Origin of the sequence: Cognaticolwellia aestuarii, assembly GCF_002000025.1 — a bacterium.
Lineage (GTDB): Bacteria > Pseudomonadota > Gammaproteobacteria > Enterobacterales > Alteromonadaceae > Cognaticolwellia > Cognaticolwellia aestuarii.
Genome location: NZ_MUZV01000001.1, coordinates 499,534 through 512,822, shown reverse-complemented (window position 1 = coordinate 512,822; position 13,289 = coordinate 499,534). Strand labels below are relative to the sequence as shown.

The following is a 13,289-nucleotide window of genomic DNA, read 5'->3' as shown; positions in this document are numbered from 1 at the left end:
AATTGATAATAACTTTAAGGACATTGGTGATGATAATGATGTTACTTCGATAAATAGCGAAATTCATCGTTATTATTAACGCTACAAACATTTTAAGCCATGATTACCATGGTTAAAAAACAGTATTCTTGAAGGGAATTAAATGTTCAGGTCAAATCCACCATCGGTTGCTATTAGTGCGGCTTGTTTTACCTTATTACCATTTTTTGTATTCGCTGAAAATGAACTTGATAAGCAATCAAGTCAGTTACAAGCAAATGAAAACAGCATGGAAATCATTGAAGTTTACGCGCAAAAACGTAAACAAAAAATAAATGATGTCACCGTCGCTGTCTCGGTTCTTGAAGGTGAAGATATCGCGCGCCAGCAATTGAAAGATACTACGCAACTTTCTGCATTTGTACCCAATTTAAAAATTACCAATAATGCTGGCGAAGGCACTCCTCCTGCTTTTAACATTCGCGGTGTAGGTATGATTGATTACAACACTTCGACTATTTCGCCTATTGCTATTTATTCAGATGGTGTGGTCAGTGGCAGTGCAAATAATTTATCGGTAAATTTATTTGATTTAGAGCACGTGGAGGTTTTGCGTGGTCCGCAAGGCTCATTATTTGGGCGCAATACTACAGGTGGTGCTATTTTACTGCGCTCAAAACAACCAGATAAGGAATTTGCTGGCTATATTAATGCTAGTGTTGCTCAGCATGATACGCTTTCTTTAGCAGCGGCGGTGAATGTACCTATTAGCGAAAGCACGGCGATACGCTTAGCGATGAGCCATCAAGATTATAACTTTTCGACAGATAACCAAATGGCTGGTCAGCCTGATGGTGGTTTAAAACAAACTAATGTGCGTTTAATGGTGAAATCTGAGCTTGATGACTTAACTATAACGAGTAAGTTTCATGCCGAGGACTGGTCTGGTAAGCCAAAGCCTATTGCTAGCCTAGGCATGAGGCAAGTGGACGGTAGTGGTAATTGTCAGGCCTCGCAGCTAGGTTCAAGCCTATGTGCCGATAATTTTGGTAATCAAATTGATGATAGTGACTTTTGGCACGTCAATGCTGATACCGCAGATCGAAAGCATGATACTGATAGTTGGGGCGCTAGCGTTAAATTTGAATGGCAATTAAATGACGATATGCTTTTAACGTCAACTAGTGGTTATCGCTCATTAGAGCGCTTCCATTCTTGGGATTCTGATGGCCCAGGTAACTTCATTGAAGGTACGATGGGGACGGATAATACTTTATTTAGTCAAGAGTTGAGCCTTGCTGTTGATTTTGGCGATAACCATTTAGTGAGTGGTTTGTTTTATGTCGATGAAGATATCCAACAAAATAATAGTTTTGATTTATTTCGAGACTTTCGTCCAGTGCCCGGGTTTGAGGCGGTTGCTGCTCAATATATCTATGACAATCAATTAGAAAATAGCTCATTTGCTGTTTATTCACAGCTCGAGCATCGGCTTAATGACGTGTTTACCGTTACTGCTGGCATGCGTTATACCGACGAAACCACTAAATATCATGTCAATGCCGATAAAGACACGGTGGCTTTTGGTTTTGAAGTAGATAAATGGAATGAAAAGGGGCAAGTTAAAGATGATGAGTTCTCTGGAAAATTAGCATTAAATCAAAAGTTAAATGAGCATTCTTCAGTATATTATAGTTATTCTCGTGGCTATAAAAGTGGTGGTTATAATGCAGGTTATGCCACAAGCCAAGCACAGGCAATAGCGTCTGAGTATGCACCTGAGAAACTTGATGCTTATGAAATAGGTGCTTACTTACAGTTTTGGCAACGCAATGCCCGTTTACACTTAGCGGCGTTTTATTATGACTATAAAGATCAGCAAGTTTTTGTGAACCAAACTCAAGGTATTGCTGTTGATCACGTGTTAAAAAATGCTGGTGATTCGACTATTTATGGTTTGGAATCAGAGCTTGTACTGACCCCTAGTCACGATTGGCAGTTGCGGTTAAATGTTGGTTATTTACCTAAAGCTAATATGGGGGAATTCAATCAAAACGGTGTAGTTGTTGCGGATAATCGCCTACCTTTTGCTTCTAAGTGGAATGTTAGTGGGGCAATTCTTCATGAAATGATAGTGATGGAGCGAGAGTTAACGGCTCAGCTTAGTTTTGATTTTCAATCAGACTTCTATTTTGATCAAGAAGAAAATCCTTATGTTGAACAAACCGATTTTGTTGTTATTAATGGCCATATTAGTTACGAATTAAATCAAGCATTAACGTTAACGTTATGGGCTAAAAACCTAACCAATACTGAGTATAGCGAACTGAGGTTTAATTCTATTGCAGCGTTGGGGGCGGTCACGGAATTAAAGGCGGAAGCTCGACAACTAGGCATTGAAGCGAGTTATAGATTTTAGTTTTCTATCTGCCCTATAAGACAATATTGAAAGCTGAGTATTACTCAGCTTTTTTTATGCCTAATGTGCAGGTTTGGTAGAGTTATCTGCCGAGTTAACTTTGAAAATAGCCAGTGAAAGCATCAAAGTGGATTGATTTTTAACCTCTACTTGTGTGTTTTTTTCTCGGTTTACTTTGCTGACACTGCTTGGTACTTTAATTGTACAGATACTCGTTGTATCTATTAGCTCAACAACAATAACAAAAAGAGTACATACTAATGAAATGGAAACTACTTTGGCCAGTTTTACTGACCTTACTTATCCCGTTAATGGTTGCTTGGCTTGTTTATCCAAGCCATTTACCCCCCAAATTTGGTGAATTTCCACCACAGTTTGTTGCTAATGCACCAGGCTTTAGTCTGCCTTATTTTCTAGCTATGCTTGCCGGCGTTATCTATATTGGTGGCTTGATTTTAATGCCACAATACTTTGGCTTTAAAGGAGCTCCTGTTGAACCAAGAGCAAAGTCAACTAAATCACTGCCGTGGTGGTTTTGGGCTGGTGGTATTGTTATGGGCTTTTTTTGGTGGCTAATGTGGACACGTATCACGGTCTTTGGCGACTTAGTGCATTGGGCTTTTACACCGCTATGGTGGGGCTTTATTTTTTTGTTAGATGGCATTGTTTATCAACGAAATAATGGCGATTCATTATTCTCCAAAAAGCCGGTCACCTTATTGATCAGTGCAGGTATTTCGATATTAGGTTGGGTCTATTTTGAGTATTACGACTACTTTGTTTTAGGTAATTGGTACTACCCCAATGCTGAGCAGATGCCCTGGTCAAAAACCGTATTAACCCTAGAGTTCCTCGTTACCTATTCAACTGTTACACCGGTATTATTTCAGTGGTTTAATCTCTTGCATACCTTCCCAAAAATGAAGGTTAGATATCAGAACGGCCCCAAAATGGTGCTCAATGGTAATCAGATGATTTTTATCGGTTCAGTATTGATAGCAGCGATGGTTTATTGGCCCTATGCGTTATTTTGGGCGGTATGGATCGGACCATTTGCTGTGATGACCGGGATCTTAATGCGTTTAAATATTTGGAATCCGTTTACCGATATTGCGCAAGGTAATTGGACGGCCGGAGTGCTTATAGGTGTGTCATCTTTGTTAAATGGTTTGTTTTGGGAAATGTGGAATTACGGCAGTAATGTCAACCAGTCGTTACCTATCACCAATCCAAACTATTGGATTTATGATATTCCGTATGTCAATGTTATTCATATTTTTTCTGAAATGCCGCTATTAGGTTATTTTGGTTATATTCCTTTTGGGGTCTTGGTATGGCAAGTGTTTATTTGGAGTGGAAAATTTGCTGGTTTTGATACAAATATCTTAATTAAGCCAGTGCCGTCTAATCATATTAATTAGCGATATTGCGTCAAAACACTCCAATACATAAATACGATTATAAGGATAAAGAATGCAATCAGTGCCGGTACACTTTACTGTCGTTATCAACTTTATTTTGGCCTTTATTCCTTTTGTTTTGGCATTCTACTTATTTAAAGTTAGCCATCATCGCAGCGTTTTTTGGTGGTTACTTTTAGGTGTGTTTATTGTGTTTTTGCCAAATAGTGCCTATGTCTTGACTGATATAATTCATTTGATTGCTGCGATTAAATCACCTGAGATATCAAGTCGCTATTTATTGTTTGTCTTGGTACCGTTTTATGTAGTATTTTTGCTGATTAACTTTGAATTTTATGTCATTTCAATTCAATGGGCTGATCAATATTTAGCACAAAGTAAACTCGGTTCTTTAAGGAAAGCATTTGTACCGGTAATACATTTATTGGCAGCTATTGGCGTGTATCTGGGGCGTTTTCAACGTTTAGAAAGTAGTGATATTATCCATCAGCCCATTATGGTTTTTCGTGATGTTTTGTTTGATATCAGTGGCGGTAAAAGCGTGCTAGTGATTATTGCTTTGTTTGTATTGTTTTATGTTCTTTATCAGCTGGTTAGTCGAGTAAATAATGTTATAACGGCTAAATTAAAAGTACATATGGCATCACAACCAATGAATGTATCGACTTTGTAAAGCGTGTAAGTTAGATATAAAAAAACCGCTATTAATAGCGGTTTTTTTGTTTAAGTTTTTCTTCGACATATTATTTTTTAAGGCTTTAGCACATCCATCTAGGCAATGTTACGCTGAGCTAGGTACAACAATTAACGAGTATCGCTCAATACTCTGACCTATAAAACTTTTGCGATTGACTGTGCTAAGTAATCAACGTTGCGGTTTGCAATACCCGCAATACTCATTCGACTTGAACCTACCATGTAAATACTGTATTCGTCTTGTAACTGCTGTACTTGTTCAGGTGTTATACCTAAAAATGAGAACATACCTTTTTGACGAGGTATAAAGCTAAAGTCGCGTGTAACACCATTTTCGATAAGCTTATCAACTAATAGTTGACGATTACCATTAATGCGATCTCGCATTTCTTTTAGTTCGGCATGCCATTGAGTACGTAACTCATCAGAATGTAAAATAGTTTCAACAATTGCTGCACCGTGTGCCGGCGGCATTGAATAAATACAACGAATCACAGTGAGTAGTACAGAGTTTGCAATATCAACGCTGTGTGAGCTTTCACCGATGATAGTACAAGCACCAATACGTTCACGGTATAAACCAAAGTTTTTTGAACAAGAGCTACAGACGATCATCTCTTTAACGCTATCGGCCATTAGTCGAAGACCATAAGCATCGTCATCTAAGCTTTCACCAAAACCTTGGTAAGCCATATCAACAAGCGGTAAAAAGCCAATGTCTTTAGCAACTTCAGCAACTTGTTGCCATTGCTCTTTATTTAAATCCATACCACTTGGGTTATGGCAACACGCGTGTAGTAATACGGCATCGTCAGCTTTCACTTCTTTTAAAGCGGCAAGCATGCCATCAAAATCGAGGTTCTTGTTTTCGTAATCGTAATAAGGGTAAGTTTTAACGGTTAAGCCTGCGGCTTGAAATAGGCCGGTATGGTTTGCCCATGTGGGGTTGCTTACCCAAATAGTTGCGCCAGCTTTGCATGAATTAATGAATTCAGCAGCAACACGCAATGCCCCCGTTCCCCCTGGTGTAGAAACAGTGCGTGCGCGATTTTCAAGCAACACTTTGTGGTGACCGAAAACTAGTTTACTCATTTCTTCGTTAAACAGTGGTGAACCCGTAGGGCCAATATAAACTTTGGTATCTTCGGTATCGAGTCGATATTTTTCTGCGGCTTTTACACAATCTAAAACAGCGGTGTGGCCTGCTTCATTTTTGTATACACCAACACCTAAGTCGATTTTTTGAGGATTTGAATCTTCACGATATTTAGCCAACAAGCCTAAAATAGGATCGGCAGGCAACGCCGTTAAGCTACCAAACATTTCTGGGTTTACCTTTTACGAAGAGAGGGAGTTAAGCGATTTAACATTTGTGTTGACCTCGCGGTATTAGTCCCTGTGATTAAAGGGCAAGCATAACGGCAATAAGGCTAAAATTAAAGCATAAACGTTAAATAAATCGAGAGAATTTTACCGGCAAAAAAAAGCTGAATAACTCAGTACAATAGAGGTGAAAACTTATTGCTATCATTTAATCAACAGGAGCACATACTTGTGCTGGAAATAGTCAGTCGAGCTATCTTTATTATACCCAAGCCACTTGAAAATGCAGTTTCAGAGTTAAGCTAGGAAATCAGCGCAAGGCACAGCACGCAGATAATGGTTATTCCCTTATCAAGTGCTGCAACGCTGCACTGGTTTTCTAGCTTAGCTCCCGCAGGGCAAGGCGATAAAGGGTCATCTCCGGCGTTATTGATTTCGACAATGGAACAACCATTCCTTTCAATCAATGCCTTGGTGCTAACCCTTTTTCGACTTGCTGAATCCTGCGTTTTCAAGTGGTTTGGGTGTAAACAGTATACTGTTGTAGCGATGGATAATAAGCGCCGCTATTAAGAGAGTAATAGTGGCGCCATTTTTAGGCTTGATTTTAAAAATGCTAAAAAGTTTTTGAAATTGCAGCAATAAAACCAATAATACCGCCAAAAACACCGCCCCAAACCACTAACCAACCTAAGTGTTCGTGAATCATTTTTTGCACGATTTCTTTAACTAACTGTGGCGTTAATTCATTTAGGCGTTTTTCAATGATATCACTGACCTTTTCACGCATTCCCGCCATGATATTCGGTTGCTCTAGTTCAGTTCGCAGAATGTTATTAAACTCTTCACTTTGACTAATTTCAATCACCGAAGCGCGCATTTTTTCAATAAAAGGTTCGCGCATAGGTTGTAGTGCTTCAGTACCTCCAACCATAGCTAACATACCGCCAAAAGAAGATTGCTCAACCACACTGACTAAGTTGTCAAAAGCTGGCGATAGATCCACTTTATTAATCACCGGTGCTAGATCGATGCTAGAAGCAGGATTATCACTTCCAGCTAAAAATCGGTCTATATTTTCTTCAGTAAAAAACTGCTCCATCATCAAGCTACGAATTGCGATTTTAAAGTCTTCAAAGCGTGCTGGAATAACGCCAGAACCATACAAAAACGGCACACGTTCGAATAACATGTGAATAGCAAGCCAATTTGTAATGGCGCCTGATAAGGCAAATAAACCTATAGTGAAAATAATGTTGTTTGCAAAAATGTACCCAAAAACAATAGCAATTAAGGCTAAAAAATTAGTGATAAAGCTCTTATTCACAAAAACTCCGCGCTGAGATTAGTAATTAATTTAGTTATGGTATCAATTGCTTGTGTTGTCGCCAATCATTCATTTATTTAGAGGGGCATTAAAAATGCTAGCAGAGGAATCTAAGTTCTGCTTTACTAACAGGCAGAAAATAATAGCTAATATCTTTGATTATAATAACAACAAAAATGAAAAGGAATGTTATGCAAGTTCGGAAACTACTAGTAACTTCATTAGCTGTTTTTGGCAGCTTAAGCTTGGCGTTTAGCTCAGCATTCAGTGCAGAGCAAAGTGTTCAGGCGCAAATAATGGCGAAGGTTGCCGCAGAAAATGCGCTTAAAAATCCAGATGAGTGGCGCACGGTTGATATTAACAACATGGTTTTGCTCACGTTACCTCACGGCAACGTGGTGATTGAATTAGCGCCACAATTTGCCCCCAATCATGTTGAGCAGTTTATCCGCTTAACCAAGTCAGCGCATTATAATGGCAATAAATTCTATCGTGTTATTGATGGCTTTGTTGCTCAAGCTGGCCCTGAAGATGGCAGCCTTGCTGATCGCTCTGTTACCGAATTGGCACTTGAAGGTGAGTGGCCAACAGATAAAAACTGGTCATTTACCTTAGTACAAAAAAATGATTTATTTGCCGAGCAGACAGGTTTTAAAGATGGTTTTGCTTTAGGTTATAATCCAAGCGAAAACCGTGCTTGGCTAACACACTGCCCAGGTATTGTTGCGATGGCGCGGGGCAATGAGGCTGATTCAGCTTCTAGTCACTTTTATATCACCAATGGCCAGGCACCGCGCTATCTTGATCGTATTATGACGATATTTGGTCGAGTACTCTACGGAATGAATCAAGTGCAAGCTATCACGAGAACAGTAACCATAGAAGGTGATGATGCTGTTGCAAGTTCAGCTCATACACCGATAGTATCAATGAGAATGATGTCAGATGTACCCGCAGCAGAGCAAATACACTTAGAAGTAAAAAATACCGAAAGTGAATTATTTACTCGTAAATTGCAAGAGCGAATTAAGCGTGATCATGCGTTCTTTTTTAAGAAGCCACCACCGGTGCTAGACGTGTGTCAAACACCGGTTTTAACGCGCATAAAAGCGAGCTAAGTAAGATATGAATTAAGCTAAGTAAGGTGTACGAGTATGCTACTTCGTATTACCTTGCTTGTATTGCTCTTTGGCTTTACGCCCTTTGCGATAGAGTGCTGGACGTAATGCGCTTCGCAGTGCTGGGAAAAGGTACGATATAGTCGTTAGCCAACCACTGACTTTAGGTAATGATATTTCAACAGCCTCACCACGTGCGCAGCTGACAATAGCGTCAGCAACTTGCTGGGCACTGCTCATTGGTTGTGAGAATACTATGTCTTCTACCTGATCTATTTCTGACATAATAAAACCAGTATCAATAGGCCCCGGTGACACTAACCCGACATATATACCGGTATTTTTTAGCTCATCAGCTAGTGAATAAGTAAAGGCTCGAAGTCCTGCTTTTGTTGCCGCGTAAGTTGCTGCGCCCTGTAAAGGTGTTCGGCCAGCTAGTGAGCCTACATTCACAATGGCACCACCACCGGCTTGACGTAAATATGGCAATATTAATGTTGATAGCTGGATAGGGGCTCGTAAATTGACATCAACCATTCTTGCAAGGTCTATCGCTTGGTTTTTTTCTACATCGCCGCGTTGATGAAAGCCAGCATTGTTGACCAGCACATCTATAGAGGTAAATGCATCTGCGGCTTTTACTAGCATGGCCTCATTCGCTATAGGGTCATTAATATCCATGGCAATATTGATGACCGATGTTATTGCTTGTAGTTCCTCAGTTATCTTGTCTAATGCTGCCTGACCGCGAGCAACCAGCACTAAATTTGCTCCTAAGTTAGCAAAGGTTCTGGCGGTAGCTGCGCCAACACCAGCTGATGCGCCCGTAATGATGACCGTTTTATTTTTAAAATCATGCTTCATACGATAATTTCTCTTCATTGCCAGTGTTCAAGCATTTGTTGTATGTAATTTGTTACAGAATATTATGTAAATTAATGCTGAAAGTGGTGAAAAATTACAACCAATTTCATAAGATAGCAGCATATCAATAAAGGGAACGATAATGAAAATAAAATATTTAGCAGCGGCCATTGTAGCGAGTTTGACTCTTTCGGCTTGTGTTGCCACCCAAACCAATCAACATTCAACCGCTGAAAGTGCTGCGGTAGAAACCAATACTAACAAGGTATTCAGCCAAAACTATGTCTTTAAAGAATTAGATAATGGTTTACGTGTATTGATTGTAAAAACTGATTACCCTGATTTAGTGTCTGTACAAATTCCTGTTTCAGTGGGCTCGCGTGACGAAGATGAAGCGGGTCGAACTGGTTTTGCGCACTTTTTTGAACATATGATGTTTAAAGGCTCTGAAAAGTTTCCACAAGATGTTTACGCTGATTTATTTAAAAATGCTGGTGTTGATAACGGCGCGTATACCACTAATGACTACACTAATTATCACTTAGACTTTTCTAAAGACCATCTAGATAAAGTACTTGAAATTCAGGCTGACCATTTCAAAAACTTAACTTACACTGATGCACAATTTAAAACAGAGGCATTAACAGTAAAAGGTGAATATTTAAAAAATAATGCTAGCCCAATTCGTAAGTTGTTAGCAGCGGTGCGCAAAGAAGCCTTTGATACTCATACCTATAAGCATACCACTATGGGCTTTTTTGAAGATGTAGAAGCGATGCCAGAGCAAATTGCTTACGGTGAGAAATTCTTCAAACAGTTTTATAAGCCAGAATATGTTTCTTTAGTGATAGTGGGTGATGTTGAGCCCGATGCGACCATGGCTATGGTTGAGAAACACTGGGGCAATTGGCAAAAAGGCAACTTTGTCAACAATATTGCACAAGAGCCAGCACAAACTGCACCGCGCTATGTGCATGAAAAGTTTGATGGTTTGCCAGGTCACTGGTTATTAGTGTCTTATAAAGGCGCTGATTGGCAACCAAAAAAGAAAGACCGTGCCGCGTTAGACTTGATTTCTGAACTTTACTTCTCTAATAACTCGGCGTTGTACCAAGAATTAGTGGTTGATAAGCAATTGGCTAGTCAAATGTTTAACTATAACCCTGAAACTAAAGACGCTGGTTTACGCCATGTTTTTGTTAAAGTTAATGAAGAAAAAGATTTAGCAACGGTTCGTGATGCGATTAATCGTACGTATGCGCAAGCGCGCACAGAATTAGTTTCAACAGAGAAATTAGACAATTTAAAATCTAACTTAAAGTATAGTTTTGTTAATAGTTTAGACTCTTCTGAGTCAATTGCGGCAACACTTGCCAGCTATATGCATTTTGATCGCGATCCAGAAACCATCAACTATTTATATAATAGTTTTGATAATATTTCAGCCGAAGATATTCAGCGTATTGCTAACAAATATTTTATTGATGAAAACCGCACTACGGTAACTTTGTCAGCACTTGATAAAATAGCTGATTTTGAACAAGAAGTTAGCCTAAATGCAGCGGTAACTCAATTAAACACTAAGTCAGTGCAACCACGCAAAGCCCAGTTTACGGTATTAGATAAAACCAATGATTCACCTTTAATTGATGTTAACTTTTTATTCTATACTGGCGCAGCAGCAGATCCTGAAGGCAAAAAAGGTACGGCAGCATTAATGGCACGTATGTTGACTCAAGGTGGTTCACAAACGCGTAGTTACAAAGACATACAAAAAGGCTTGTATCCTTTAGCAGGCCAGTTTTCATCTCAACTTGATAAAGAGATGATATCGTTTACCGGTCGTGTTCATAAAGATAATGCAACGCAGTGGTATCAGCTGATCAGTGATCAATTACTGAATCCAGGCTGGCGTGAAGATGACTTTAAACGTCTGAAAAAAGAACTTATTGACGGTATACAGTCAGGCTTAAAATCATCAAATGACGAAGAGCTAGGTAAAGAAGTATTGTACAGTGAGCTGTATCAAGGTCATGCCTATGAAAACTTCAACAGTGGCGATTTATCTGACTTAGCAGCGATCACCATCGAAGATGTTAAAGCTTTTTATGCTGCACAATTAACGCAAGCAAAACTACATCTGGGCATGACAGGTGCTATGCCAAGTGATTTAAAAGCACAATTAATGACTGACTTAACGGCTTTACCAGTAGGTGATGAAAAACGTTTAAACATTGCTAAAGCACCGGTATTAAAAGGTCATCATGCCACTATTGTAGAAAAAAATGCCCAATCAACAGCGGTTTCTTTTGGTTTTCCAATCGATACTATCCGTAATGACAAAGACTGGGCTGCACTTTGGTTGGTTCGCTCATATTTCGGTGAGCACAGAAGTTCAAACAGCTATTTATATCAACAAATACGTCAAGCACGTGGTATGAACTACGGTGATTATTCATATATTGAATACTTCCCGCGCGGTATGTTTCAAACTAAGCCTGACGCCAACTTAGGTCGCTCTAGCCAAATATTCCAAGTATGGTTACGCCCATTACGTTCAAATAATGATGCCCACTTTGCAACACGTGCTGCGTTATATGAACTCGACAAGCTAATTAAAAATGGTATGAGCGAGAAAGACTTTCAAGCCACACGTAATTACTTAACAAACTATGCACCACAACTCGTTGCTAGCCAAGATCAACAACTAGGCTATGCACTTGATAGTGAATTTTATCAAACAGAAGAGTTTGTGAAATATGTACGTGAACAATTTGCCAAGTTATCGTTAGCAGATGTTAATCGTGTCATTAAAGAAAACTTACAAACTGATGATATTCAATACGTATTTATTTCTGGTGATGGTGAAGACATGAAAAAACGTTTGTTGTCTGAGCAAGTATCGCCACTTAAATACAACTCAGAAAAACCAGCCGAGCTATTAGCTACCGATAAAATTATTGAAAGCTATAAACTAACATTACCAGCTAAAAACGTTGAAGTAATTGCGGTTGACGAAGTCTTTAAATAATTAACGTCATTATTGGTTAATTATTTACCTCATCATTTTTCATTTCAATGTGAATGTGAATTTGAATGAGATTGATAGGTATCAACAGGATAAAACACCACGCTAGTCGTGGTGTTTTTTTATCTCAACTATGACAACACAATGCTGTTATTTTTCGGTCTCAGTAGATATAAAATATAACATTTAGCCGCTATTATTGGTCTAAAGCTAGATTAACGATAGTATTGCTGATACTCGCATTACTTTATCTTTAAGGTCGATTACAGTTCAAATTATGAAAACAAAATTAATTACCCGAGCAGGTTACGTTTTACTGCAAAATGAACTCAATAAACTTTGGCGTGAAGAGCGTCCAGAAACCACACGTAAGGTTTCATGGGCAGCAAGCCTGGGCGATCGCAGTGAAAATGCAGATTACCAATATAATAAAAAACGTTTACGCGAAATTGACCGCCGAGTGCGTTATCTGCGTAAAATTCTTGAAGAGCTGAAAATTGTTGATTATGGCCCACAGCAAGAAGGTAAAGTATTTTTTGGTGCTTGGGTGAGTTTAGAGAATGATGACAATGAAACACTAAAGTTTCGCATTGTTGGCCCTGAAGAAATCTACGGCCGTAATGACTATTCCTCAATTGATTCACCAATTTCGCGTGCGTGTTTGAAAAAAGAAATTGATGATGAAGTAGTGGTGAAAACACCGGCCGGAGAAAAGCTTTGGTATGTTACTGAAATTAATTATGAAAAATAAATATCTAGCTATAAAAAAAACCAGCGTTTTTTTGCGCTGGCTTTTTATGTTTATCGTCTCCCGTCCTGAAATGTATATACACATATAGGACGTGACATCGCGTTTAATTTATTGTGCGATTTTTACACGAATTTTATTGTTAGCTACTTTTGTTTCATGCAAGTTAGCTAGAGCTAATTTCGCTTCTTTTTCATTTGGCATTTCTATAAAGGCGAAGCCTTTTGATTTACCAGTTTCTTGGTCTAGCACTAAGTTACATTCAGTAACGGTACCGTGAGCAGAAAATAAAACACGAAGGTCTTGTTCTGTAGTTGAGCGAGAAAGATTGCGGGCTAAAAGTTTCATCATGAACCTTAGGTAGGT

The 13,289-nt window shown here is 39.0% G+C and carries 11 protein-coding genes; 7 read left to right on the top strand and 4 right to left on the bottom strand.

The window, feature by feature from the left end; all coding sequences use genetic code 11:
* The first annotated feature begins 142 nt into the window (after nucleotides 1–142).
* From B0169_RS02305 to B0169_RS02295, 3 genes are all read left to right on the top strand, one after another.
* Nucleotides 143–2,398: a TonB-dependent receptor gene (locus B0169_RS02305; RefSeq protein WP_077284276.1), complete on the top strand. Its 2,256-nt coding sequence runs from the start codon at nucleotides 143–145 to the stop codon at nucleotides 2,396–2,398.
* A gap of 260 nt (nucleotides 2,399–2,658) precedes the next feature.
* Complete coding sequence (locus B0169_RS02300) at nucleotides 2,659–3,819, top strand: mechanosensitive ion channel protein MscS (RefSeq protein WP_077284274.1); 1,161 nt, start codon at nucleotides 2,659–2,661, stop codon at nucleotides 3,817–3,819.
* A 52-nt stretch (nucleotides 3,820–3,871) separates the two neighbouring features.
* Nucleotides 3,872–4,492: a DUF1361 domain-containing protein gene (locus B0169_RS02295; protein ID WP_077284272.1), complete on the top strand. Its 621-nt coding sequence runs from the start codon at nucleotides 3,872–3,874 to the stop codon at nucleotides 4,490–4,492.
* Between the two features lie 158 nt (nucleotides 4,493–4,650).
* Here B0169_RS02295 and B0169_RS02290 read toward each other — a convergent pair whose 3' ends face one another.
* Entirely contained in the window at nucleotides 4,651–5,838 is a 1,188-nt protein-coding gene (locus B0169_RS02290) for an amino acid aminotransferase (protein WP_077284270.1), read from the bottom strand.
* Between the two features lie 336 nt (nucleotides 5,839–6,174).
* Here B0169_RS02290 and B0169_RS19195 point away from each other — a divergent pair, with 336 nt between their 5' ends.
* Complete coding sequence (locus B0169_RS19195; protein ID WP_077284268.1) at nucleotides 6,175–6,411, top strand: hypothetical protein; 237 nt, start codon at nucleotides 6,175–6,177, stop codon at nucleotides 6,409–6,411.
* 43 nt (nucleotides 6,412–6,454) lie between these two features.
* Here the strand turns inward: B0169_RS19195 and B0169_RS02280 are convergent, their stop codons facing one another.
* Nucleotides 6,455–7,165, bottom strand: a complete 711-nt coding sequence (locus B0169_RS02280) for a DUF445 domain-containing protein (RefSeq protein WP_077284266.1) — start codon at nucleotides 7,163–7,165, stop codon at nucleotides 6,455–6,457.
* A 191-nt stretch (nucleotides 7,166–7,356) separates the two neighbouring features.
* Between B0169_RS02280 and B0169_RS02275 the strand changes: the two genes are divergently transcribed.
* A complete protein-coding gene (locus tag B0169_RS02275) occupies nucleotides 7,357–8,283 on the top strand; it encodes a peptidylprolyl isomerase (protein ID WP_235838439.1) in 927 nt (308 codons plus the stop codon).
* Between the two features lie 39 nt (nucleotides 8,284–8,322).
* Here the strand turns inward: B0169_RS02275 and B0169_RS02270 are convergent, their stop codons facing one another.
* Nucleotides 8,323–9,147, bottom strand: coding sequence for an SDR family NAD(P)-dependent oxidoreductase (locus tag B0169_RS02270; protein WP_077284264.1), 825 nt, complete (start codon nucleotides 9,145–9,147; stop codon nucleotides 8,323–8,325).
* Between the two features lie 142 nt (nucleotides 9,148–9,289).
* On the opposite strand from B0169_RS02270, the gene B0169_RS02265 reads away from it, so the two are divergent.
* Together B0169_RS02265 and greB are read left to right on the top strand one after the other, a co-directional pair.
* Nucleotides 9,290–12,178 (top strand): M16 family metallopeptidase, encoded by a 2,889-nt coding sequence (locus B0169_RS02265; protein WP_077284262.1) that lies wholly within the window; start codon nucleotides 9,290–9,292, stop codon nucleotides 12,176–12,178.
* Between the two features lie 274 nt (nucleotides 12,179–12,452).
* Nucleotides 12,453–12,926: a transcription elongation factor GreB gene (greB, locus tag B0169_RS02260; protein ID WP_077284260.1), complete on the top strand. Its 474-nt coding sequence runs from the start codon at nucleotides 12,453–12,455 to the stop codon at nucleotides 12,924–12,926.
* 108 nt (nucleotides 12,927–13,034) lie between these two features.
* Here the strand turns inward: greB and B0169_RS02255 are convergent, their stop codons facing one another.
* Nucleotides 13,035–13,271 (bottom strand): RNA recognition motif domain-containing protein, encoded by a 237-nt coding sequence (locus B0169_RS02255; RefSeq protein ID WP_077284535.1) that lies wholly within the window; start codon nucleotides 13,269–13,271, stop codon nucleotides 13,035–13,037.
* Nucleotides 13,272–13,289 lie beyond the last annotated feature (18 nt).